This window comes from Pseudomonas sp. Sample_20, assembly GCF_004307585.1.
Taxonomy (GTDB): Bacteria; Pseudomonadota; Gammaproteobacteria; order Pseudomonadales; family Pseudomonadaceae; genus Aquipseudomonas; species Aquipseudomonas atacamensis.
In genome coordinates this window covers 273366-298494 of record NZ_RCOA01000020.1, presented here as the reverse complement: position 1 = coordinate 298494, position 25129 = coordinate 273366, and the positions used below count along the sequence as shown (strand labels likewise).

Genomic DNA, 25129 nt, shown 5'->3' with positions numbered 1-25129 from the left:
CCTGGAAGAGCAACAACGTTTTTCTATCTCAGGTCCGGCCAGCATGACACGTAATCAAACTCCCGCTTCGCCAACCACTCGACCTCGCGCCTGGAGCGCCGTCGCGGCTCTGTTGCTCAGCCTGATGCTGGCACCGACCGCCGCCTTCGCCGACGCCCAAGCGCCCGCCACCCCAGCCGCCACCGAGCAGAGCGCACCCGCTGCCGCTCCGGCTGCACCGGCCGCCACCGATCCGGTGCAGGCTGTCGACGCGGCCGACGTACCTGAAGTCCTCGAAGCCGACAACACCTTGGGCATGGCCCACGACCTGTCGCCGTGGGGCATGTATCAGAACGCCGACATCATCGTGAAAATCGTGATGATCGGTCTGGCCATCGCATCGATCATCACCTGGACTATCTGGATCGCCAAAGGCTTCGAGCTGATGGGCGCCAAGCGTCGTCTGCGTGGCGAAATTGCCGCACTGAAAAAAGCCACCACCCTCAAGGAAGCCAGTGCCACCGCTGGTAAAGAAGGCACCCTCGCCAACCTGCTGGTGCATGACGCGCTCGAAGAGATGCGCCTGTCGGTCAACAGCCGCGAGAAAGAAGGCATCAAGGAGCGCGTCAGCTTCCGCCTTGAGCGCCTCGTAGCGGCCTGCGGTCGCAACATGAGCAGCGGCACCGGCGTCCTCGCCACCATCGGTTCGACCGCGCCGTTCGTCGGCCTGTTCGGTACCGTGTGGGGCATCATGAACTCGTTCATCGGCATCGCCAAAACCCAGACCACCAACCTCGCCGTTGTCGCACCGGGTATCGCTGAAGCCCTGCTGGCCACTGCACTGGGTCTGGTTGCGGCGATTCCTGCGGTGGTGATCTACAACGTCTTCGCCCGCTCCATCGCCGGTTACAAGGCGCAGGTCTCCGATGCCTCGGCAGAAGTCCTGCTGCTGGTCAGCCGCGATCTCGACCACCAGCCTGAGCGCAGCTCGCAGCCGCACATGGTTAAAGTGGGGTAATCGGCCATGGGCCTGCATTTGAAAGAAGGCGCAGACGACGATCTGGCCGAGAACCACGAAATCAACGTCACGCCGTTCATCGACGTGATGCTGGTGCTGTTGATCATCTTCATGGTGGCCGCGCCGTTGGCCACTGTGGACATCAAAGTCGACCTGCCCGCCTCGACCGCCAAACCGGCGCCGCGGCCAGAGAAACCGGTGTTCCTCAGTGTGAAAGCTGACCAGCGCCTGTTCCTCGGTGACGACGAAGTGAAAGCCGAAACCCTCGGCGCTACCCTCGACGCCAAGACTCAGGGCAAGAAAGACACCACGATCTTCTTCCAGGCTGACAAAGGCGTGGATTACGGTGACCTGATGAGCGTGATGGACAGCCTGCGCGCCGCCGGTTACCTGAAGGTCGGCCTGGTAGGTCTCGAGACGGCAGCCAAGAAATGATCACGACGCGCCATAAGCTGACGCGTTACAGCGGTAGCCTGGCCGTGGTGCTGGGCGTGCATGCGCTGGCCATCGCGCTGGCGCTGAACTGGACTGCCCGCCCGCCCATCGAATTGCCGCCGCAGGCAATGATGGTCGAGCTGGCCCCGTTGCCTGCCCCGCCACCGCCGGCTCCGCCGAAAGTCGTCACACCGCCGCAGCCACCGGCTCCGGTGGAAGAATTGCCGATTCCGAAACTGGCTGAAGCACCGAAAGCGGAAATCGCGGTACCCAAACCCAAGCCGAAGCCCAAGCCAAAACCGCCGAAGCCGGTCGAGAAAAAGCTGCCCGAGCCGCCGAAGGAAAAACCTTCTGAGGAGAAACCGGCCGATACCCAGCCGACCCAGGCACCGACGGAGAAATCCGCCCAGCCTGCACCGGGCCCATCGCCAGCTCAAGTGGCGGCCAAGGCCAGTTGGCAAGGCGCCCTGCTCACGCATCTGGCCAAGTACAAGAAGTACCCGCAGAGTGCGCAGTCGCGCGGCAAGGAAGGCTTGAATCGTCTGCGCTTCGTGGTTGATGGCGAAGGTAATGTGCTGTCGTTCGAACTGGTGGGCCGCTCCGGCAATGCTGATCTGGACCGGGCCACCCTGGACATGATCCGCCGCGCCCAACCGCTGCCCAAACCGCCGGCCGACATGCTCAACAACGGCTCGATCGAAATTGTTGCGCCGTTTGTTTATTCGCTCGAACGTCGTCGCTAAGCAACACCGCAATACCTGTGGGAGCGAGCTTGCTCGCGAAGGCGCCAGGTCAGTCAGAGCAGTTTCGTCTGACATACCGCATTCGCGAGCAAGCTCGCTCCCACAAAGTGATGTGCTAACCAGTAGATCCAGCCAAGAGGCACCGAAAGGTGCCTTTTGCGTATCTGCCAGCGGCAAACCGACCTCGACCGGTGTCGCACTCAGCCCGCAGTCTGATAACGTGCGTCTATCGATTGCAGCCGGTATGCTTGGCGCGCATCTTCATGGACGCTTGCTATGACCCTCACAGAATTACGCTACATCGTTACCCTCGCCCAAGAGCAGCACTTCGGCCATGCCGCCGAGCGTTGCCACGTCAGTCAGCCGACGCTGTCGGTGGGCGTGAAGAAACTTGAAGACGAACTCGGTGTGCTGATTTTCGAGCGCAGCAAAAGCGCCGTGCGCCTGACCCCGGTCGGCGAAGGCATCGTCGCCCAGGCGCAGAAGGTGCTGGAACAGGCCCAAGGCATTCGCGAACTGGCCCAGGCCGGCAAGAATCAGCTGACCGCGCCGCTGAAAGTCGGCGCCATCTACACCGTCGGCCCATACCTGTTCCCGCATCTGATTCCACAACTGCACCGGGTTGCCCCGCAGATGCCGTTGTACATCGAAGAAAACTTCACCCACGTGCTGCGCGACAAACTGCGCAACGGCGAGCTCGACGCGATCATCATCGCCCTGCCGTTCAATGAAGCCGACGTGCTGACCCTGCCGCTTTACGACGAGCCGTTCTACGTCCTGATGCCGGCCCAGCACCCGTGGACCAAGAAAGAGTCCATCGACGCCGGCCTGCTCAACGACAAGAGCCTGCTGCTGCTCGGTGAAGGCCACTGCTTCCGCGATCAGGTGCTCGAAGCCTGCCCGACCCTGACCAAAGGCAACGACGGCGCCAAGCACACCACGGTGGAATCCAGCTCGCTGGAAACCATTCGCCACATGGTCGCGTCCGGCCTGGGCATCTCGATCCTGCCACTGTCGGCGGTGGACAGCCATCACTACGCCCCGGGCGTGATTGAAGTGCGCCCACTGACCGCGCCGGTGCCGTTCCGCACCGTGGCGATCGCCTGGCGCGCCAGCTTCCCACGGCCGAAAGCCATCGAGATCCTCGCCGATTCCATTCGCCTGTGCTCGGTGGCCAAGCCAACGGCGCCGGTTACGGCCGGTTAAGCGAGCGTCATGACGGAGCTGTCGCAAGTGTCGGTGACGGCACTCAAGGGTGTCGGCGAAGCCATGGCCGAGAAACTGGCCAAGGTCGGCCTGGAGAATCTGCAGGACGTGCTGTTCCACCTGCCGCTGCGTTATCAGGATCGCACCCGCGTGGTGCCGATCGGTGCGTTGCGCCCGGGGCAGGACGCCGTGGTCGAAGGCACCGTCAGCGGCGCCGACGTGGTCATGGGTCGCCGCCGCAGCCTGGTCGTGCGCTTGCAGGACGGCACCGGCGGGCTGAGTCTGCGTTTCTACCATTTCAGCAACGCGCAGAAGGAAGGGCTCAAGCGTGGCACGCGGGTTCGCTGCTACGGTGAAGCCCGGCCCGGCGCCTCAGGCCTGGAAATCTATCATCCGGAATACCGCGCGATCACCGGCGATGAACCGCCGCCAGTCGATGAAACCCTGACCCCGGTCTACCCGCTCACCGAAGGCCTGACCCAACAGCGCCTGCGGCAGTTGTGCATGCAGACCCTGACGCTGCTCAAGCCGAACACCCTGCCCGACTGGCTGCCGACCGAACTGGCCCGCGACTACCAACTGGCGCCGCTGGCCGACGCGATCCGTTACCTGCACAACCCGCCCGCCGATGCCGATGTCGATGAACTCGCCCTTGGCCATCACTGGGCGCAGCATCGCCTGGCGTTCGAAGAACTGCTCACCCATCAACTGTCGCAACAGCGTCTGCGTGAAAGCATGCGCTCACTGCGCGCCCCAGCGATGCCGAAAGCCACCAGGCTGCCACCGAAATACCTGAAAAACCTCGGCTTCAACCCGACCGGCGCGCAACAGCGCGTCGGCAACGAAATCGCCTACGACCTCAGTCAGCACGAACCGATGCTGCGCCTGATTCAGGGTGACGTTGGCGCGGGGAAGACCGTGGTTGCCGCCCTCGCCGCACTGCAAGCGCTGGAGGCCGGTTACCAGGTCGCGCTGATGGCGCCGACCGAGATCCTCGCCGAACAGCACTTCATCACCTTCAAGCGTTGGCTCGAGCCGCTGGGCATTGAAGTCGCGTGGCTGGCAGGCAAGCTCAAGGGCAAGAACCGCGTCGCTGCGCTGGAGCAGATCGCCAGCGGCACGCCGATGGTGGTCGGCACCCACGCGCTGTTCCAGGACGAAGTGCAGTTCAAGAACCTCGCGCTGGTGATCATCGACGAACAACACCGCTTCGGCGTGCAGCAGCGTCTGGCGCTGCGGCAGAAAGGCGTCGGCGGGCGCATGTGCCCGCATCAGCTGATCATGACCGCCACGCCGATTCCACGCACGCTGGCGATGAGCGCCTACGCCGACCTCGACACCTCGATCCTCGACGAACTGCCGCCCGGCCGAACCCCGGTCAACACCGTGCTGGTCACCGACACCCGCCGCGTCGAAGTCATCGAACGCGTGCGCAGCGCCTGTGCCGAAGGGCGGCAGGCCTATTGGGTGTGCACGCTGATTGAAGAATCCGAAGAGCTGACCTGCCAGGCCGCCGAAACCACGTTTGAAGACCTCACCGCCGCCCTCGGCGAATTGAAAGTCGGGCTGATTCACGGGCGCATGAAGCCGGTCGAGAAAGCCGCAGTGATGGCTGAGTTCAAGGCCGGCAACCTGCAACTGCTGGTCGCCACCACCGTGATCGAAGTTGGCGTCGACGTGCCCAACGCCAGCCTGATGATCATCGAAAACCCCGAGCGCCTCGGTCTCGCGCAACTGCACCAGTTGCGCGGCCGCGTTGGCCGGGGCAGCGCCGCCAGCCATTGCGTACTGCTCTACCATCCGCCGCTGTCGCAGATCGGTCGCCAGCGCCTGGGCATCATGCGCGAGACCAACGACGGTTTCGTCATCGCCGAAAAAGACCTCGAACTTCGCGGCCCCGGGGAAATGCTCGGCACCCGCCAGACCGGCCTGCTGCAATTCAAGGTCGCCGACCTGATGCGCGACGCCGACCTGCTGCCCGCCGTGCGCGACGCCGCCCAGGCTTTGCTGGAGCGCTGGCCGACTCACGTCAGCCCATTGCTTGACCGCTGGCTGCGCCATGGGCAGCAATACGGCCAAGTGTGAGCACCGTCGCAGTTTGTGCAGGATCGTTCCTACAGAGCTGGTTATACTCCTGCCATTGTTTCAAAAACGGATACAGACCATGACCGAAGCTGCTCTCGTCCCCGAATCTCCGCAAGCTCCGTCTGTTATTCGGCTGCTGCTCAACAAGCTGGGCGTTGCCTACGAAGAAGTGCTCGACCACCACGGCCTCAATGCCTCGCGCAAAGTGCAGGCCGTACTGCTGGACGACGCCGTGGGCGCGCTGATGGTGCTGTTTCCACAGAGCCAGTTGCTGGATCTCAATCGCCTCGCCGAACTCACTGGTCGCCGCCTCACAGCCGTGTCCACCGAGCGCCTGGAGAAGATGCTCGGCAAACACAATCTCAGCCTGCTGCCGGGCCTGCCGGCGCTGACCAGTTCGCCGTGCCTCTACGAAGAAAGCCTGCTGCGCGAGCCGAAGCTGCTGATCAACTCCGGCGAGCCGGGCCTGCTGCTGGAAATCAGCAGCGAAGACTTCAAATCGATGCTGACCAAAGCCAGCGCCGCCAACTTCGGCGAAGCCCTGAGCAGCATTCGCCCCAACCTCGACCGCCCGGACGATGACCGCGAGGAAATCACCCAGGCCGTGCAGGCGTTCACTGCGCGGCGCATTCAACAGCGTCTGGAAGCGACCATCGAGATTCCGCCGCTGGCCGAGACTGCACAAAAAATCATCAAGCTGCGCGTCGATCCCAACGCCACCATCGACGACATCACTGGCGTGGTCGAAACCGACCCGGCGTTGGCCGCGCAAGTGGTGAGCTGGGCGGCGTCGCCGTATTACGCCTCGCCGGGCAAGATTCGTTCGGTGGAAGACGCGATCGTCCGCGTGCTGGGCTTCGATCTGGTGATCAACCTCGCGCTGGGCCTGGCCCTCGGCAAGACCCTGAGCCTGCCGAAAGACCATCCGCAACACACCACGCCGTACTGGCAGCAGTCGATCTACACCGCCGCCGTCATCGAAGGCCTGACCCGCGCCATGCCGCGCGCCCAGCGCCCGGAAGCCGGCCTGACGTATCTGGCCGGTCTGCTGCATAACTTCGGTTACCTGCTGCTGGCCCACGTGTTTCCGCCGCACTTCTCGCTGATCTGCCGCCACCTGGAGGTCAACCCGCACCTGTGCCACAGCTACATCGAGCAACACCTGCTCGGTATCAGCCGCGAACAGATCGGCTCGTGGCTGATGCGCTACTGGGACATGCCGGATGAGCTGGCCACCGCTTTGCGCTTCCAGCACGACCCAAGCTACGACGGCGCCTACGCCGAATACCCGAACCTCGTCTGCCTGGCCGTACGCCTGCTGCGCAGTCGCGGGATTGGCTCCGGACCGGATGAAGATATTCCGGATGCGTTGCTCGAACGCGTTGGTTTGAGTCGTGACAAAGCCAACGATGTCGTCAGCAAAGTGCTTGAGGCTGAAGTGCTGCTGCGTGAACTGGCTTCACAATTCAGCCAGGGCTGAAAAGCTCGCGGGCAAGCCCGCTCCCACGAGATCGATGCGATCCCCAGGAGCGGGTGTGTTGCGGCCAACTGTTGATTGGCGTAATCAACCTCGGTACCGAATCACCCAGCCCTGCGGGTTCGGGAAGCTTCCAATGAAATACCCTCCCACTACAATTCGGCCGTCCGTCAAAACCGCCATGTCATGAAGAGCTTCCAGGACGCCGTCCTCGTCGAAAATACTGAACCCTGTGCCGTTGAATGACAGGTCTGGTGTTCCGTCTGCCAAAAACTTCGCCGTAATCGCACTCGGATCATCGTCAGTGACTCCGATCCCGGTATCGCCGCTGACGACGATTGAGCCGTCAAGTCGCGCCACACAGTGCAACCACCTCAAGCCTTGCGGGACGAAGTCGGAGAACAACGGTTTACCGTTATTGAATACGAGATTGTAGGAGCCTTTGGACGTGAGGACCGCAATCACTCCACGCATGGCACCGTCCCTTACGGCAGACCCTGCAAGAACAATTTTGCCATCCACAATTGAAATGGCGGACAGGTGGATATCATCCTCTCCAGAGATGATCACGACGCCGTTACCGCTCTCGCCGAATGACCTGTCGATCTTGCCGTTAGCGTCGAATCGAATGACGTACGCGCCCGGAGATGGTCCGCTGTAGCTGCCACCAACCACTACACCGCCGTCAGGTTGATGCGCGACCACCTGCGCAGAACTGTGCTGGTGTGCAATGCCAGCGAGTTCGACAAACGCGAACCCCGCACCATTGAATGTGATGTCGTTGAAACCATCCGGATTGAGCCGCATGACGATGCCACTCAAACGGCCAGTGCCGTCTTCGACGGAGCTGACCAGCAGGATTTTGTCGCCCAGCTGCAAAACAGCGTCGCCGGTAGGGCCCGCGCTGCCCATCTGCGCATAAGGAAGGTAACGCACACCCTGTTCAGCAAAGTCCTGATCCAGCCGCCCATCTTTGTCTTGTTTCACGACAACCAGCCCGGCAGAAACAACAGGCCCATTATTCTGATACTCGGCACGAACGAGCCAACCGCCATCCGGGAACGGCGTCAACTCGAGCATCGAGTGCATATATAGACCGTCCTTGAGTGAGATTTCGACGAATCCGGTCCTTTCTTCACCAAACTCAAGGTCCAGTTGGCCGTTCTCCAGAAGCCGGGCGATCAGCGTTTCCAGGCCATCCTTGCGTCGACGGACAGCCACCAGCAACTTGTTGTCGGGCAGCGCCAGCAGCGCTCTTACGTCAAACTCAGACAGTCCTCCAAGGGGGAATCTGACGATGCCGCTGTCACCAAAAGACGGATCAAAATCAAGCGTGCCACCCGTCAGGTTTGCGCTGAGATAGCGAGCGATCCAGCCATCCACCCGTGAAGGATCAGAAAGGCTGGTGTGGGTCATGGACACCACTATCCGGCCGTCCTCCATGATTGCCAGATCCCGAGGAAACACTGGCCCCGCGACGTCATCGAAGAGCGTATAGCCAATACCGTTGAAGGCCGTGTCCAGTTTGCCTTCAGCAAGAAAGCGCGCGGTCATTACCGCTGAATCCCCGGCACCAACGACAATGATCGAGCCGTCGAGCTGTGATGTATGCCACCACGTCAACCCGTCTGGCAGTAACGGGGAAAACAGAGGCTGGCCATTATTGAATACAAGATTGGCCGCTCCACTGGCGGTCAGCACAACCACTAACCCGCCGTGGACGTTTTCTTGCCAGGCATCACCGACCGCAACGATCCGGCCATCACTTCCCCGCACCGAAATGGCTTTCAGAGAGCGCTCGCCATCCTCGTTGAAAATCAGCTTCGCCTGGCCATTGTTGAAATCCTTATCCAGCTTCCCCGCTGCGTCCAAACGTGCCAGAAAAACTCCGGAGCCTGTCTCACCATTCTGAAAGGATCCGCAAACCAGCACCTTGCCATCGGCTTGAACAGCGATAGCGCCGGCGGTGCTCGAGGTGGCACCGACATCCACCGAGACGTAGCCCGCGCCGTTAAATGATTGATCGAGCGAGCCGTTCGCCAAAAGACGCATCACGACGGGCGATGGCCATGGCTCATCGATCAGCAGGAAATGGAGCAGGACGATTTTGCCATCGGCCTGCTGAACTGGAGAGCCGGTAAAGGCATTTGTAGCGGGGGACTTTTGGCTTGACTTCGCCCCTGCCGACGACGCAGGCGTGGAGCTTGGGATCTTGTAGAAAGAAAATAAACTCACACCGTTATCGCCGAACGAATCGTCCAGCTCACCGTTGCCTTTCAAGCGGATCATTGCTTGGCCAGCGTCGACGGCCTTCTGTGTGAAGTACTGAACACGCACCAGCCAGCCGCCGTCCTGCAACGCATCGAGCCCAAACACGGCGCTGATGCTCGCGTCCTTTAAAGATATCTCGACGAAACCTGTCTCATGACTGCCGAAGGACTTGTCGAGCGTCCCGTCTTCGTTCAATCGTGCGATGGCAAGCGGCGCATCATTTCCTTCCTGAGGAAGGGCGACCAGCAACTTCCTGTCGGGGAGTGCCAAAACGGCCGCAGCCTCATGGCTCGCGATGCCCGGTATCGGCAACTTCAATAAACCATTCAGGGCGAAAGATGGATCAGGGGTACCTGGGGTGGTTAAGACTTGAGCCTGAGTCATGTTCTTGCTCCATCAAGTGCGTTGCGTCCTTGCGGGACCGGAGCTTGAGTAGAGCATCGTAGGGATGCGCGAAGCACCTGATAGAAATGACAGTTCGACTGTCTTCACAGACCTGAACAGCGACTTTTCGAGCCAACGAGCGCACGATTTGTTGATGCGCCTCGCTTTGAGCCAACCAAGAGAATCTCAAGCCTTGGCCTTTGCCTTCCTCGGCTTCAAATACTTCATCAACCCCTGAAACCACATCACCAGCGCCGGATTGCCCTTGAGCTGGATCGACTTGTCCTGAATTCCCTGCATAAATGCCAACTGCTTGTTCTTTGCCTGCATCGTGGCAAAGCCATAACCGGCATCTTTAAACGCAATCGCAAACGCCGGCTCCGCCACCACGCCAGATTTGCTGGTGATGCGCTGATCCTTGACCACGAAATGCCGCGCCACTTTCCCGTCCAGCGTCTGCAGCTGAAACACCAGATCCTTGTCACCCAACTGCTGCTGGAACGCAGGATTTGTCCGGCTGGCCTTACCCATCAACAAACCCATCATCCACAGAAGAAAACGAAATTTCATGCGCACAGCCTCAAAAGGAAAATGAACGGCCGGGGCAGTGTAAGGGATTCGAACGATAACGCCAGTATCTGAAGCTGTTGGAAGAGGATGCAGACCATTTCCCGCACGATGACTGCCAAGTCACGATTAAGCGCTCGCCCACTGATCGTTCCCCCGCTCCGCGTGGGAATGCATCCCGAGACGCTCCGCGTCTCACCACTCACCTTTCCTACACCTGTTGAAACACATACCTGTAGGAGTTGGCGAAGCCTGCGATCTTTTGATCTTCCGCCCCGCGAATCCATGGGAAGTTTCCTGCAAAGTGCGGGGCTGTCCGTGAACTAGGCGGGCTTGAAGACCACCGATAGGCTTCCTGCGTCATCGGCTATTCGGTGACCGGATGTGCAAGTCCGAATTCGGGAGCAATTTCTTCTTACTCCAAGGGATTTACACCGATGACCAATTCAACTGCCAACACCGAGGACACCTCCCCCTACGAATCCTTCGATTCAGGAAAATTACATGAAGCCGCCAAACGCACCCTTGATCACCATTTGGGCAACCCCGGCCATCCACCGGCCCCACGCCGCGAAGGCCTGTTCAGCCTGAACCCGGACATCGATGCCGAAGCCCTCCTGGCCAACGCCTCGGAAGATCTGCTGTCCATCAGCGTCATCGCTGCGGACCTTGCGGACGACATAGATGGCTCACGCCGCTCGGTGGCACTGGCATTGAGTAGAATGGCGGACGGGGTGAGATTGATGGTGGAAGGGACGCTTGATCACATTGAAGTGCGGAACCTGGCTGCCAAGTTTTAGCGAGATCCGCGGATGAGAAAGAGGGGGCGTTGAGCCCCCTTTCTTTAAGAGTTCATCCCCACTGACAACCCGTCTCTGGAGAGGCCTCAATGCTAAAGTCTTCGTCGAACGAATACTGTTTGCCGGATTTGTAATTCGTGTAGCGCATCGAGTTCACCCGAGCGCCTTGCGTTGCGATGACATACTGCCCCGTCACCGCACCGTCTGAAACTTCCACCCAAGTCGTCGTGAATTCGTACGGCCCGCTCTCCGTCATGACGTACTCTTCGGTTCGGTGATGAACCAAAGTAATGGCTTTCTTCGACTTGCTGTACCTGACACTTGCGCCGCTCCATTTAGCGGCCACGTCGTAATAGGTTTTGAACTCAAAATTGATGTTTTTGCCTTCCAACGAATGGAAGCACCTTACCTGTGTAGAAACTTCACTGTGGGCCGTCAACGGCAACACCAACAACAGCACTAAAAATAACTTCTTCACAAATCCCTCTGAACCCGTTCTGTTGAATGCGCTTATGCCTATGAACGCCAGCGTTTCTAAAGCGAATAATCCGCCACTTCTTCCAGCCGCCAACACTGCCCACGAACAAACCGATATTCGAAAACATAGTCGGTATCTGGCTTCTGCAGGATCGCGATCGCCTTGTCACCCCGCTGTTCCTTGACGGTCAACGTCAGGCCCTGGGCCTCTCGCTTTGCTTGATCCGGAATGACAGGAAACTTAAGTTGATCGCCGCTGAGACTGCGTTTTTCCATCTCAGGCTCAGGATCACCGGCCACGGTCGTGGCCATTCTCAGCGGTTGTTGTACGAAGGCTTTTTGCACATCTGCGCGTTCGGAGAAAGCTGAGAGGAACGCTGAAAAGTCGGTCGAAGGGCAAGCAACATTGGACGTATCAACCTCGACTTTGAGTGGATTCTGGCCGATGTTCTGATGCAGTTTTGAATCCGCAATTATCTTTGCATCCAAGTCTGCCAAGCGCTTTTTAATGCTGGTCGCATCCTTGTAAGCACATTCGACCTTTACATCATCCGCCAGATTTAGACCGTCGAGGCAGTTCTCAAGCTCGGGATCTGGTGGGTCGCCACTAAAAAACCGCAAGGCCAACTGATCGCTGTCCTTCACCAAAGGCAATTCCAGCACCGAATAGGAATCACCTTCGAATTGACTGTGCGAGACTTTTTGTTTTGTCAGAACAAACATGGACTTCCCCGCTTGCTCCGGGAATTTGCGCTCGAAGAAGAACACCGAGGCGATCTGCTCACCTTCGACCTTCCACACATAATTCAGCGAAGGCTTCACGGCGTTCATTGAGGTGTAGAAGATCTCAGCATAAGGAACATGTCCTTCCTTTACCTGACCTTTGAGGTTGTTCTTCAAAAAGAACACTGTGATCTTTTGATCACCGAGCGATGCAATCACAGGCGGATGCAGCTCACCGATGGTTTGTGGGTCACTCGCTATTGCCTGCCGAGCCAACAAGGCAACCATGAATCCGAACGCACTCATACAACTTAAGAGCCTGGCCAATTCCACTCACTTCCCTGTTAATCAATCTTCAAATGTTTAGGCTGAGGGTTTTACGATGACTCAGGTGCGCCGCACTTCAGCTCTTTGATTTGCTCATTCTGGATCAGTATCACACAAGCGAGCCGCTTCTCTCTTTCCCCACGAAGCTCGAACAAGCTGAGCGTCAGGTGTAAACCATCAGTAGCGAACGCATGATCCTCAAACACCGCACTGGCATAGCCATCCCAAAACGACTTGCCCTCGAAGCTGCAGAACCGCTTGGACGCCAGCACTCGCCAATTGCCTTCGGGCGCGAGAAGCTGGACATTGAGGCAAGGGTTGCCAAACGTAGTGACGTAGCGAGCTACCACATCGCCGAAACGTTGCGAGGCCGATGCAGAAACCTTGGCCACATCGACCACATCACTCGGGCCATCAGGCGCAATCGCATCCAGGTAGGCGGCACGCTCCAGACTCATTCTGGTGATGCACTTATTGAGTACTTGGGAATAAGCCTGCGAACCGGGTGCGACAGCCGTGGTTTCAAGGGGGCAGGTGGTGTCACGCAATTTGATCCAGGCACGTTGCGACTCTTTGGCAGCGGCCATATTTGTCTTGGTCAGTTCCGGTTCGGGGCTGGACTCAAAACGCGACATCAGTTTTTTGTAGCTGGCATTGAGTCGTGCGTCGGCATTCTTACGGTCGGCCTCCAAGCACTCATCGTATTGCCAGCTCACGTTGATGACTTTGCAGGTGTCCTCGGCATGCGCGATTGATGCGCACAGCGTTCCAAGAGGCAATGCGATAAAACGGACAATCCTGTTCAATTTTTCATTCCCTGATGTGCAGTTCGCTCAATCACTCTTTGCGGAATTTTCTGCGCCTTGCCGTCGGCACTCATCGCGTCGCGGTACTCGCGGTAATAACGCTGCGCTTCTTCTTGCCGATCAAGTCGCCACAGCGAATCAGCCATGTTCAGCATCAGCACTGTGCGTTTACCAACGGCCTCAACGCCGCGATAAAACTTCAGCGCCAGCTCATCTCTACCGCCCTCGGCCAGATAAAAACCCAGGTCGTTGTACGCCTGAACATTTTGCGCCGGGGGATGGCACGCCATGTAGGACTCTGGACTCAAAAAAGTCAGGCTCGATTCGATGGTATCAGCGCGGGACTGCGCAGCTTTGATGGTCGAAATATATTTCAACCACTCCTTCGGGGACTCCGTTTCCAGGATAGGCGTAAGGACTTCGCCATCTTCCGAAAACCACTGATTACCCACCCATTTGCCGAGACAAAAACGAGGGGAACGCTCGGCCAGCACGCAACCGGTTTCCATGGAGATCACATCGCAATGCTGTTGCGACACGAGTTTTTCTTCTTGATTCTCATCCGACAACATGCCGAAGACCACCGGGTCGAGCAACAAGGTTTTCTTGTCAGGGCTGAGCCAGTCCGGGTGTCCATCGGCGCCAACATCGGCACTGAAGAGCGGGAAGGTTTTGCCGTTGGCGGTGAACCATGCGGTCGCGGAATTCACACCGGGCATCGTCCATTTTGTCGCTCGAAACGTCACGGTGTGTCCGTCGATACCGACTATGGGCGGGTCCTCGGCAAGAGCGCTTGTGGCGGCAAAAAGGCAGCTGATCATCACTACCCACTTAAGGCTGACCATAGACGATCCTCGTCACCGCCGGGCTTTCTGACATTAGCTGCCTCTTCGTAACGCCATAGGCCTTGATCAGCTCTTCCCGAGATCCCTTCGAGCCAAAAGAGCGTTGGTTACTATCGAAGCTGTATTGCTCCAATCGCCCTGCTGTCGAGTAATACCCATGCCACTCCGCGCAGGCACTACAACCGCCATATCCGCCTATCGAAACAAGGCTGCCCTTGGTGCCTTCCACGCAATCCATCGCCACAACAACATTGCTCAACATCTTCGTCTTCGCACCGTCGGAAGTGAGCTGTGAAACTTTGCTGATATCGCGTCGAAGCACCTTGCTACCGATGTTGATGGTCTGGTCGGAGCAGACCGGGATGACGTGGGTTTCCGCATCATCCACTGTCACGGATCGACAGGACGAAACCAACACCACTTCAACACCGCCACACTGCATGACATCGCGCTGAGTAAAGGCGTCCGAAGGCGCGGCGAAGGCTGGCAGAGAGAGCAGTAGCGAAAGGCTGCCCGCGAGAAGACGGTTCATCCACTCATTCCTCATCCATCGGCGACGATTCCACATCGGTCATGCTTAGCAGCCGAAACTCATTGTTCACAAACTCGTAGTAACGATCCCGGTTACCACTTTCCAACGCATTCCCTTGGGCATCTTCTTCGCCGTCGAGCGTGATGCCGGACACGATGATCAAGCGACTATCGGGCTGGTAAACCATGCCGAACGTGCTGCCGTCGTAAGCATTCGGCAGACCGCCAACCACTTCACCGGTCTGAACGTCCAGCACTTCGCCGCAAATGGCGCTACCGCCACAACCGAGCCTGTGCAGGATGTAATGGCCGGCGAAGTTGACCTTGCCTTTCAGGGCTTGCATCCGTGCCTGATCCATCATTGAGCTGCTGTTTTCTTGCGGCACCAGCTTATGGTTGGGGCCGGTGAAAACGGGCGTGACGGTGTAATCCTTGAAGGCTGGATCGGCAGCGAATGCCATGGACGCGGCAGCCAATATCAAGCTGCCGAGAAGAACTGAAAATCCTTTCACGCTGTAGCTCCATCTATGCAATGCATCGTCAACATCCTCACTCGAAGGCAATGCTCCGCACTGCTGTTTTGATTTCTTCAAATCCTTCAACGCTTATCGCCAACGGGGCGGATGAGCCCGACTCCGCGGACCCAATCAGTACCTGTTCGTTATGCATAAGGCAGAAGGTGATGCGACTGAACAGACGTCGACTCTCATCGTGATAACCGATGATGAATCCTGACGACTTTGCCCCTTTCAGCGATTCAAACGTGTAGGTTTGCGGATGCCCCGCCAACAACGTTGGCCCCCAGCCGTGACCGGTCAGAGTCGCCGGACACTTGCGGTCGTTGGCTTCACGCAACAGCTGCAACTCAATCGCGCTATCGGACGGCAACTGCTGACTAGTGAGAGCGGAAAAACTTCCCGCGCTTTCACACATAACACCAAACCATGGCTCGCTCAGACCCGCTGACTTTTCGAAATTCCACTCAGCGCTGTTTGAGCTTGGTGCCTGCCACAAGTGCGGCGCTTTCAATGTGTTGGGAAGTTGTTTCGTCGCAACGAATACCAGATCAGGCGAATTGAACTGCAGCCATTGATCTTGCGTAAGCGTCATCGAAAACCGGCAGGGTGTCATAACCACCAAGGCGGTAACTGGCCCTTGAGCGGCCTGCGATTGACCGAGAGCATCACCGATCAACACGGTCTTGTCGGCAATGGCATGACTAACCTGCATGAGGGCAAAACCAAAGAGCAGTCCGTGTAGATATCGAGGCTGTATGAAACTCAACGGTGATACATCAGCCACGGCTCTGGTCGCTCGATTCGGTTGCGCAATTGCCTTTCCGACAGTCATGTCGATAGAGCCAAAATAGCGGCGGCAACAATACGAGCAGCGCAAAACCATCCAGCCACACGTGCGACCAGACCTGTTGTTGCGCCGAGAGCCACATGTCCTGCGGCGCCCATAACAGGATGCCGGCGATCAACCAGCCCCAGACTGCCGGGACTTTCAAGCGATTGCCCAGGTGCACCAGCGCGAACATGTACAGCGAATAACTTTGCAACGTCGCGCCGAACAGCGCGAGCCACCAGACTTGTTGTTCGTGGCCGGCGGTGGGAACCGCATCGGCACCCCAGAACGACAGTTCGAGGACTTGCAGGTAGCCATCGAGCAAGCCGGAGTCACCGGCCCAGGTCAGGGTAAGACCGGCGAGGATATGCGTGATCGCAGCGGCATATAGCCAAAGCACCAACGCTGGGCGAAGCGAGGAAGAAGAGGCTGGCATTCCGTGTCCTGAGCGCGTTCCTTGGGGGTGGGAAGTTTAAAGGAAAATCGCGGTCCTCAGATGCTCAAGCGTTAAACGTTTTAGCGTGAGGGATTCAGACAAAACTTGTGCAAAACCGCCTCAAACAGCCCCTCGAAATTCAAATGCAGTGGCTGGCTTTGATCGGCGCCGTGGCTGACGATCCCAATCGCCCCACGTTGAAGAGGCCCAACTGATCACCCTTGTCAGCCGCCATTTGATAACAGGCTAACGCCCGCGATATATCCTTCGTTCCTAACTCCCCACCCTCAAAGGTAGAGGCCAGGTAATTCATCGCGTCCGTGGAGCCCATGGTAATCGCCCGAATAACCTGCTCTTCTGCCTGCTTGGGGTGAAGGCAAGGGCCGTTATAGTCGGTGGAGTTTCCTGAACAAAGAAACGTCGCATAGCCCATCGCACCCTTTGGTATTTTCGAAGCCGCTTTGAACAAAGCCTCAACCTTAGGGGTTTCTAACTGAGGTGCCATTTGCGAAAGACTCAGACTTGCCGCCGACAGGCTGGCCTGTGCATCACCTGACTCTGCAGCACACACAAAATTCTCCAGGGACGCCTCAATCAACTCCGCAGTCAGCCGGTATTGCTCAAGAAACCCCAGCCCACCTAAAGCTTCAGCACGCTGATCACAGAAGTTCTCGGCGCGGCTCATTCCCGGGTTCTCTGTTGCGACAAGATCCTTCTCACTGATCGACCAATCCTCAATCCCCTCAAGCACCCAGCACGCCTGACGAGAGAAGTTGAAGATCTTGATATTGCTGTTGCCCGCTCGCTTATCCACCACGTTGACGTGACTGTCGTCGACCTCTTCGATCTCGACTCCAGGCGTTTTGCCGGGTGTGATGGCGGCCATCAGCGGATAGGTAAAAGTAGCTCCACTGACACCCGAGGTGGAAGGCTCAAAGGTGCTACGTTCCTTTCCCGCTACCGGCTTCAACACGAGCGACTTGACCGTCATCGCAGTCAGGCGGCGCTGTGATTCGCTGTTGGCGGAAAATGCTGTCAGGAAAGGCGCGAACTCCTCCGAGGGGCAAGCGTCTCTGGTGGGTGCCGTCGAAGTGCTCTTGTCGGATGCAAGAGCAGGGACAATCTTGTCCAGATATGCCGAGCGCTCGCGACTCATTCTGGCGATACACGAGTTAACGGCAAACACATGCGCTGGCATCCCCGTCTCGATTTCGAATGCCTCCAAAGGGCAGTTCGCATCGCGCAACTTCAACCACGCACGTTGCGACTCTTTGACCTTCGCGGCGTACTCCGCGCCCAATGCCGGATCCGCTCGATAGTCAGACTCAAGTCGCGTCATCAGCTGCTTGTAGCTGACATTCAACTGCGTATCGGCAGCCTTCTTCGCCGCCTCCGAGCAGGGCACCATCTCCAGACTTGAGGTGACCTGGCTGCAGTCATCCTGCGCATAGGCAGCTGAAGCCGGCAGCAATACGGCCAGCAGGGTTAAAACAAAACGTTTCACTGTGTTCATCCTTGAGTCATTCAGGCTTTGCGTTTGGTGATTCGGGTGATGCATTGCTTGGGTATGTTCCCCAGTAGGTGCTGAGCAACGCTTTACGTTTTTTGTCGACGCGCAGGTTAACGAAGCCATCGCCGCAGTCCGGTTGTAACTCTCAAACATGCCGACTTTGGCTTGGTAACGAAAAACCGGTCTTAGTTTGTAAGTGCCACTGCCATGATTTAAGCCAGTGAGTAAACGGAACAGATCTGTTTGCCTTCGCAATCTAGACAGAAATCGCATTGCACACCAAACAGATCTGTCCTTTCTTTGAGGCCAGAAGAGTTGATCAGAACAGCTTATTTAAAGCAGCCCGATCATACCTTACGAATGCACTGTCAAGCTTTCCAGAAGACACATCGAGATAGAGCGGACTAGTTAAATCCCCAGGCGCGTAAACGGAAAATACGTAGCCATTACCAAAGGAATGGCTGACTTTGTCTTTCTTTACCACGCTTTCGGGACGCGAGAACTTTAGGTCATTGGGAGAATGATAGGTTCTGGATAACTTCACCCCACCGAAAGCCGAGTCTTCAACCTCTATCAATACCGGGGGCGTTGCCAACAAAGGCGCTATAACCACCTTGCTAGTCAAGTTTTTCCACTGATCCGAAAATTCAGAAACTGCTTCCTCATATTCTTCAGCTAATGGGCGATCCAAGCCGCAAACGGCTTTGTTTATTAGAACTCCATTCTGCTCGTTCCGAATATTTGTATAAACGCAATCTATCAGAACATCCGCGCCATGCCTAGTTAACGTAAAATAGGCTTCAAAAGGAGCACGCGAGGCGAGATTTTCGTAATGGAGGGCCTTACCTCCATTAAATTCAACCAGTTCCCTAGTTGTTTCGCCTTGACTCCCGACTACGCCTTCTATTGTTTTGCTACCACCTGACCAAGTAACGGTCAGAGACTGGGCGTCAACATCGGCTGAATACACGTCATGCGGCTCGGCGACTGCGAAACCTGCTAGCACGAAAGTTACGACAGCTAAACCTACAGGCAACTTGATATTCATATTTATTTGGTCTCCGGCGCAATTGACGTGGCCTTTAGTATCGCTTCGAATTTCACAGCATAACTAGCGATCAACGCTTTTTGGTCGGAACCATTGATTACCTTCCGCGCCCCTTCATAGTCCTTAGCACTATTATTTACATAATCGCCAAGTTTTTTCCCAGTAAATATACCTTCTTTCATGCCCCATATCATGATAGGCACGGAGTTTTCAAACCCAGCAGCCTCATCGGGATGTTCGACAAAATCAATCCCGAAATAATCTTTCGCCTTTTGATAGTTCTTCTTCCAAGTCAAATGAACGAGACCACGACCCCTATATTTAAAACCGTCCCCTTGTACCGTATTACTGTTGCCGATCGCAGTTTGTCTGCGTGTTGCGGTATCTGCAAGCACAGGGTCATATTTATCAAAATAGGAAACCGGCCCATACTCCGGCGCAGCGCTAAAATACTCAGCAATCATAAATTGGTAAGCCTCGTGACGAGCCGTCGCGAACATATATGACAATTCATAGACTGTATAAACTTCTTTGGTTTTGTTCAAATATTTATTAATATTCTCTGCGATCTTGCGCAAATTAGACTTGGACGCAGCAGAAAACGGAGGCGCATCAGCCTGAAACGAAGCATGTTGCTCAGCATACATGGCTACAAACCGCTCGACATCTATAAATTCGGAGCGACTCATGAAGTTACTCAGCATTTCAATAGGATGAAAATGCCAAACCAAGTCCGTACTCATGGCGGCCTTGTCTTTCAGATCCTCCCAAAACACATACTTCGTGATTCGTTCTTTTTCGTGCTTCAAGGTTTTCGGAGTGTCTTCTAAAATAAGACCAAGTCGACTCCATTTGGCAGCATCTGCTCCTTCTTTCCATTCCGTAGGGTGACGGGCGATCAGCTTGGCCCATTTCGCTCTTGTATCTGCAGTTTTCAATGCAACGGCAAGCTCTGCAGGGTCAACTTCCTTATCGTCATTGGTATCCATCTTCAGGAATAGCTCTTTGAAGAACTGCGGCATGCTTTCCGGATCAAGGAATCCGTCTGCCGTTGCGTTTGCTTCCTCAACAATAACGAAGCCAAGTTTTCCCCAGTCGTGCTGCGTGATGATTTCAGTTTCTTTTTTATTTACCAGCCCAGCTAAGGGCAAGCCGTCCTCGATAATGGAAACCTGATAATAATCCTCAGCGCCTTCTTTGATGGCGCGGGCGTTGTTCAGATCAACGGCATGTGCTTTCTTGAGCGGAGTCAAATCTGTCGCTGGCGCATTTCTTTTCAGATTTGTTCCTGCTAACAAGTGAAGATATTGTTTCCCGACTTTCAACCCCGCGCTATTCTTCAAAAAGTCCGTTACATGGGTTTCTGCTGTGAAAAACTCGATATGAACCTGATGCTTGCTTGAAACACTACCGTCCTCTCCAGACAAATTTTCCGTTAGCCCAAGATAGCCAATCGGATCGCCAGCCTTGATACCTGTACCCGTGAGCTCGACGGAATCAAAACTTGTTGGAATGACATCCCAAGCAACAAATTCATTCTCCACGAATGCCCAAAAACTTGTTGTCACCTCACCCGCGCCCGCAAGGTCGCCACTGATTTTCGTGCATTTCGCCATTCGTCGGGTGACTCCCGACACCGTCAGGTTCAATACATCTTTACTTTCAAACTCAACGACGCTTCCCGGATTAAGTTGCATTGTTCCTTTTCGGGGACCTGCGGGCTGTCCATTCTGCGGCGAAGCCGGTTCCTGATAAAGATCCAGCTTTTTGATAGCAGTACCTTTTACCTTTCCTTGCCAATATTTTGGTTTATTCCGCTCAGGAATCAGGTCGGCACGCCATATACGCTTTTGCTGCGAATTCTTAAATGGCTCACTATTTTTCAGATACGCAAACCAGACAACACTGCCTGACAAGCGTACTTTTTGTGCGTTGTTCTTGACGCATCCGGAAAGAATCTTACCCTTCGCATAGGTAATATCCCCTGCGGCTTTTTCCTCCAACACTTCAAGCTTGGTCCCGCTGGCCAACTTTCCTGGAGAGGGCCAGCCGGATGCTTCGGGAAAACTATCGTAGGCCTTAAAGTCGTCAACCTGCATTGTCACCTTAGGCTTGGGCGTTTCCTCCTCCGACAACGGATAACGCTTATAAGGTAGCAAATGCATATAAAGGCTGAAAAAAATCAGCTTATTTTGCTTGCCCTTGTTTGGCCCATCTTCAGGATTAGGCTCGGACTTGTACTCATGGCGTACAAGACAAAAAGAATTCGAATACTTCAGTTTTTTCTCGTTCTCCCCAAAGGTCGACTCCAAATAATCTTCATTGAGACGATATGCCACGACCTCGCCGTCGGCCATGCAGCGAATCGGTTCATTCAAAATGCATTGGGGAGCGCTGGCATTACTGATGTGAATGCCACCGTGCCAGAACTTGTTGCTGCCAAGCAAATAATGCCCGGCACTCTCGTTTTCGAGAGCCTTGTAAATCTCATCCGCATCAGAAAACTGCTTACCGTCAGCTTTTCTGAATGGATATTCGAAGCTCATCAGCGGAGCTGGGCCTGCCGGTGCAGGGGCCGGCGCAGGAGTAGGTGCGGGGGCTGGTTGAGCACCTCTGAATTGGGGCTTCGGGCGTAAAAACTTTTCAGGCATTGGCCAGTAACCACTACCCGCCCCATATTTGGCAGATTTCGGTCCGCTTGAAGACTGTGAACCGAAGAAATTCCCCCTATCTCGAACAGGCGACCCGGAGATGTCTTCGATAACCCCCGTGTGTCCATGAAAGTTTATCCACAGCGCAATATCGCCAGGCTGTACTTCCGCAAGCGGGATTACATCAAAAAAAGTAGTGTCGGCATTTAACCCAGATGTTGTGAGGTAAGGAATCGTATATCCCGCATCCTTAAGCATTCGATACAGAAGCCCGGAGCAGTCGATTTCCTTCTTGCCATCTTCATCATGGTCTGTCTCGCCCTTGAAAGGGCCGTACTCATAACCAGTGCGATATTGCTGCCTTTGCTCAAGTAGTCCTGTGCTCATCAAAAGCTTCCTGCTTCAAAACATTGAATAGAGTTATCGCTGACGACGCCTCGGGCTGCCAAGCGCTCAACCAACGCGGTAGCCGTGTTAGGATCGGTTTTCTGGATCTTCCGGTAACACGCCATCGCGCGTGGCAAGTCAGCCGCTACGAGGGCTCCCGCTTCATACACTTCACCTAATCGAATCAGTGCGTTAGTCGAACCTAGGCGGGCGGCACGCTCCAATGTCGCTATTGATTCTCTGGGATTAATACAACCGTGACTTTCGTCGTATTCACCTTCATCGCAATAAAAATCTGCGAGAGTCAAGCCGGCATCCGGCACTTGCTCTGAAGCTTGAATCAATAACGCCACGATTCTGGAATTCTCCAAGCGTGGCGCCTGCCCAGAAAGGCTGATTCCCGCAGCAGCAAATGCTGCTTGCGCCGAACCCTTCCGGGCACCATCTAAATAGCTATCCAATGCCGCGGCGTATAAATAGATTCCTGATTCGGCAGACGTTTTATTGACCAGTCTGTCAAATATGACGCCTTTTTTGAGTTCTACCTCACCGGGCGTTAGTTTCTCAGACTGAGTGATCTTTTCCATGACCGCATCGATTGCCCAATCCTCCACTCGACTCAGAGTCCAGCAATCACCATGTTTGAAGACGAAAATCTTTAAAAAATGGCCCGCCTCATCACGCACGACCACTCTGTCAGGCATCTTGGTTTCAATAGTGAGACCCAACTTGGCAGCATTTCCCGGAAGCAGCATCTTCAACTCATCGGAGGAAATCGAGCCCAAGCTCCGTTCGACAACCTTTGGTATTTTCCCATCAGCTATCACGTGAACATGCTTCAGAGGAGACGCAATAAACCCTTTCTGTGTCTCTGGCTCAGATGCAAAAACTTTTACGAAATCAGCAAAATTGCCGCTTGGACATTGGGCGGTGCTGGACGAAGAAGCAAAGGCCTCCGAAGTCATCCCCCAGCACAACAAAACAATCGAAAACCACTTCATCTGCCTTACGTACCCGTTTGTTGTCATCACGACACTCATCATTCGGAAAACACAAAAAAAGCCTTCGGTTTAACATTCTCAGGCACCGCATTCCCCAACGCCTGATCCATCAAACTCCCCGCCTTATCCTTATCCGCCGCCCCCGGCAGCACCGGCGGTTTAATCCCGATTCCAGTCCCCGACCCAGCCGAGCCACCGGCATTGATCTTGATCACCGGCCCAACCACCGTCACCCCACCGCCATCGAGCTTGATAAAGCTCCCACCGCCAAGAATGGTCAGCTCCGTCCCCGCCTCAATAACAATCTTGTCCCCAGCCTTAAGGTGAATCTCTTTCCCCACGCTGGTCAGTTGCGCAGTCCCCAGCTTCACATGCTGGTTCTGCCCAATCGTCAGGTGATCATCCAGCTTCGCTTCAACCTTGCGATCGGAAATCGTGGTGCGGTGTTCCTCGGCTTTCAGCTCGGTGTAGGTGTTCTTCACCACTGTGTCGTGACGTTCATTACCGACCCGAATCTTCTGGTCATGCTCAACGTTTTCATCCCAATCCCGCTGCGCATGGATGTAGATCTGCTCCGCACCTTTCTTGTCTTCAATGCGCAGTTCGTTATAACCACCGCCACCCGGTGAGCTGAGCGTTTTGAACACGCTGCGCGTCTTGTTCGCCGGCAGTGCGTACGGCACCGGGTTTTCCTTGTGGTACAGGCAGCCGGTCACCAGCGGTTGGTCGGGGTCGCCTTCGAGGAAGGTGACGAGGACTTCCATGCCGATGCGCGGGATGCTGATGGCGCCATAGCGGTCGCCGGCCCAGGAGCTGGAGACGCGTAGCCAGCAGCTGGTTTTGTCGTCGGCCTGGCCTTCGCGGTCCCAGTGGAATTGCACTTTGATGCGGCCGTATTGGTCGCAGTGGATTTCTTCGCCTTTGGGGCCGGTGACCATGGCGGTCTGGCTGCCGAGTACGCGCGGTTTTGGGTGTTCGAGGGCCGGGCGGTAGAACACGTCCCACGGGGTGGCGAGGAAGGTGTTGCGGTAGCCCTGGTGGAAGTCGTCTTTGTTGTCGGTGGTGTCGCTGGTCACGCCTTCTTCGAGGACTTGCGGTTGTTTGCCTTCGTGGAAGATTTCGGTGAGCAGCCACAGGTCGTTCCACTCACTGCGCGGGTGGTCGGACATTTCCATGAAGTGGCCGCTGACCAGTCGGGTCTGGTCGCCGCGACCTTCGGCCTGGCGGTAGTCGGCGCGGTGGCGTTCGAGGGCGCGTTGGCTGAGGAACTTGCCGCGCGCGCGGTCGATGAAGCGGCCGGGGTAGTCGTAGTCTTCGAGATCCGGTTCAGTGCTGTCGCCGTCCGGTTTGTACGCCGCTTCCATTCGCAGGCGCGGTTTTTCGAAGTCGTAGTCGCGGCGCGTGGTGCGGGTGGTGCGGGTTTCCAGGCGCAGTTTGAAGGCTTTGATCACCGGCTCGTCGGCGACCATGCCGCTGCCCTGCACATAAGCAGTTGGCTGCCCCAAGTTCTGGAACACGGTCTGGTCGTCGCCGAACACCAGCAGGTGCGCTTTTTCGCTGTGCTGGAAGTGGTAGTGGATACCTTCTTCTTCGCACAGACGCTGGACGAAATGCAGGTCGGTTTCGTCGTACTGCACGCAGTAGTCGCGATCCGGGCACGGCTGGCTGAGCTGGAAGCTGTAGGCGTTGCTCTTGATGCCGTGTTCTTCGAGGATCAGCGCAATGATTTTCGGCGCCGACATCTGCTGGTAGATGCGCTGGTTGGTGCGGTGATGCAGGTATTGCAGTTGCGGCACGATCGAGACTTTGTAGCGGGTCAGGCGCTTGCCGGCATCGCCCTGGGCGACGCGGTAGATCTGTCCGTGAATACCGGATCCTTGTGGATCGAATGCCAGAAACGCCTGCTTGTGCAGCAGTTGTTCGAGGTCCAGATCGGGGTTTTCGCTGACCAGTTCGAGGTCGAAGCGATACGCCTGGCTGATGCCTTCAGTGCCGGTGAACGACAGCACTTGCAGGTCGCCGACGTAGTCTTCGACCTTGAGGCTGAAGTGGGTTTCGTTAGCTGAGTTGAACAT

Annotated in this window: 22 protein-coding genes; 7 read left to right on the top strand and 15 right to left on the bottom strand. The window is 56.2% G+C overall.

Going from position 1 to position 25129, the window contains the following annotated elements; translation table 11 throughout:
* The first annotated feature begins 43 nt into the window (after positions 1–43).
* From exbB to D8U70_RS04980, 6 genes are all read left to right on the top strand, one after another.
* The gene (gene exbB / locus D8U70_RS05005) at positions 44–997 is read left to right on the top strand and encodes a tonB-system energizer ExbB (RefSeq protein WP_071172107.1); all 954 of its coding nucleotides are present in this window, start codon (positions 44–46) and stop codon (positions 995–997) included.
* Positions 998–1003: 6 nt separating this feature from the next.
* Entirely contained in the window at positions 1004–1432 is a 429-nt protein-coding gene (exbD, locus tag D8U70_RS05000) for a TonB system transport protein ExbD (protein ID WP_016772535.1), read from the top strand.
* Positions 1429–2175, top strand: a complete 747-nt coding sequence (locus D8U70_RS04995) for an energy transducer TonB (protein ID WP_071172106.1) — start codon at positions 1429–1431, stop codon at positions 2173–2175. The genes exbD and D8U70_RS04995 overlap by 4 nt, the downstream gene beginning before the upstream one ends.
* A gap of 276 nt (positions 2176–2451) precedes the next feature.
* Positions 2452–3381 (top strand): hydrogen peroxide-inducible genes activator, encoded by a 930-nt coding sequence (locus D8U70_RS04990; protein ID WP_016772533.1) that lies wholly within the window; start codon positions 2452–2454, stop codon positions 3379–3381.
* A 9-nt stretch (positions 3382–3390) separates the two neighbouring features.
* Positions 3391–5466, top strand: coding sequence for an ATP-dependent DNA helicase RecG (recG, locus tag D8U70_RS04985; RefSeq protein ID WP_071172105.1), 2076 nt, complete (start codon positions 3391–3393; stop codon positions 5464–5466).
* 79 nt (positions 5467–5545) lie between these two features.
* Positions 5546–6946 (top strand): aminoacyl-tRNA deacylase and HDOD domain-containing protein, encoded by a 1401-nt coding sequence (locus D8U70_RS04980; protein WP_073470910.1) that lies wholly within the window; start codon positions 5546–5548, stop codon positions 6944–6946.
* Positions 6947–7030: 84 nt separating this feature from the next.
* Here the strand turns inward: D8U70_RS04980 and D8U70_RS04975 are convergent, their stop codons facing one another.
* Both D8U70_RS04975 and D8U70_RS04970 read right to left on the bottom strand, forming a co-directional pair.
* The gene (locus tag D8U70_RS04975) at positions 7031–9598 is read right to left on the bottom strand and encodes a hypothetical protein (RefSeq protein ID WP_130928421.1); all 2568 of its coding nucleotides are present in this window, start codon (positions 9596–9598) and stop codon (positions 7031–7033) included.
* Positions 9599–9784: 186 nt separating this feature from the next.
* Positions 9785–10168, bottom strand: a complete 384-nt coding sequence (locus D8U70_RS04970; RefSeq protein ID WP_007920327.1) for a hypothetical protein — start codon at positions 10166–10168, stop codon at positions 9785–9787.
* Between the two features lie 434 nt (positions 10169–10602).
* Here D8U70_RS04970 and D8U70_RS04965 point away from each other — a divergent pair, with 434 nt between their 5' ends.
* Positions 10603–10965 carry a DUF6124 family protein gene (locus D8U70_RS04965; RefSeq protein WP_122748286.1) on the top strand — a complete coding sequence of 121 codons (363 nt, stop codon included), beginning with the start codon at positions 10603–10605 and terminating at the stop codon, positions 10963–10965.
* Positions 10966–11017: 52 nt separating this feature from the next.
* Here D8U70_RS04965 and D8U70_RS04960 read toward each other — a convergent pair whose 3' ends face one another.
* The 13 genes from D8U70_RS04960 to D8U70_RS04895 form a co-directional block, all read right to left on the bottom strand.
* Complete coding sequence (locus tag D8U70_RS04960) at positions 11018–11443, bottom strand: hypothetical protein (RefSeq protein ID WP_122748285.1); 426 nt, start codon at positions 11441–11443, stop codon at positions 11018–11020.
* A gap of 56 nt (positions 11444–11499) precedes the next feature.
* Positions 11500–12471: a hypothetical protein gene (locus D8U70_RS04955; RefSeq protein WP_241150639.1), complete on the bottom strand. Its 972-nt coding sequence runs from the start codon at positions 12469–12471 to the stop codon at positions 11500–11502.
* A 71-nt stretch (positions 12472–12542) separates the two neighbouring features.
* Complete coding sequence (locus D8U70_RS04950; RefSeq protein WP_130928420.1) at positions 12543–13298, bottom strand: lysozyme inhibitor LprI family protein; 756 nt, start codon at positions 13296–13298, stop codon at positions 12543–12545.
* Positions 13295–14143 (bottom strand): tetratricopeptide repeat protein, encoded by an 849-nt coding sequence (locus D8U70_RS04945; RefSeq protein WP_130928419.1) that lies wholly within the window; start codon positions 14141–14143, stop codon positions 13295–13297. The genes D8U70_RS04950 and D8U70_RS04945 overlap by 4 nt, the downstream gene beginning before the upstream one ends.
* Positions 14130–14675, bottom strand: a complete 546-nt coding sequence (locus tag D8U70_RS04940) for a hypothetical protein (protein WP_130928418.1) — start codon at positions 14673–14675, stop codon at positions 14130–14132. The genes D8U70_RS04945 and D8U70_RS04940 overlap by 14 nt, the downstream gene beginning before the upstream one ends.
* A gap of 4 nt (positions 14676–14679) precedes the next feature.
* Positions 14680–15135: a hypothetical protein gene (locus D8U70_RS04935; RefSeq protein ID WP_130928473.1), complete on the bottom strand. Its 456-nt coding sequence runs from the start codon at positions 15133–15135 to the stop codon at positions 14680–14682.
* Positions 15136–15223: 88 nt separating this feature from the next.
* Complete coding sequence (locus tag D8U70_RS04930; protein WP_241664634.1) at positions 15224–15976, bottom strand: hypothetical protein; 753 nt, start codon at positions 15974–15976, stop codon at positions 15224–15226.
* Positions 15969–16457, bottom strand: a complete 489-nt coding sequence (locus tag D8U70_RS04925) for a cell division protein (RefSeq protein WP_130928417.1) — start codon at positions 16455–16457, stop codon at positions 15969–15971. The genes D8U70_RS04930 and D8U70_RS04925 overlap by 8 nt, the downstream gene beginning before the upstream one ends.
* 139 nt (positions 16458–16596) lie before the next feature.
* Complete coding sequence (locus D8U70_RS04920) at positions 16597–17961, bottom strand: lysozyme inhibitor LprI family protein (RefSeq protein WP_130928416.1); 1365 nt, start codon at positions 17959–17961, stop codon at positions 16597–16599.
* A 325-nt stretch (positions 17962–18286) separates the two neighbouring features.
* On the bottom strand, positions 18287–19015 hold the full coding sequence (locus D8U70_RS04910; RefSeq protein ID WP_130928415.1) for a hypothetical protein: 729 nt from the start codon (positions 19013–19015) through the stop codon (positions 18287–18289).
* Between the two features lie 2 nt (positions 19016–19017).
* Positions 19018–22053, bottom strand: coding sequence for a hypothetical protein (locus D8U70_RS04905; protein WP_130928414.1), 3036 nt, complete (start codon positions 22051–22053; stop codon positions 19018–19020).
* Complete coding sequence (locus D8U70_RS04900; protein ID WP_130928413.1) at positions 22053–23054, bottom strand: sel1 repeat family protein; 1002 nt, start codon at positions 23052–23054, stop codon at positions 22053–22055. Before D8U70_RS04900 ends, D8U70_RS04905 begins: the two co-directional genes overlap by 1 nt.
* Positions 23055–23092: 38 nt before the next feature.
* Positions 23093–25129, bottom strand: coding sequence for a type VI secretion system tip protein VgrG (locus D8U70_RS04895; RefSeq protein ID WP_130928412.1), 2037 nt, complete (start codon positions 25127–25129; stop codon positions 23093–23095).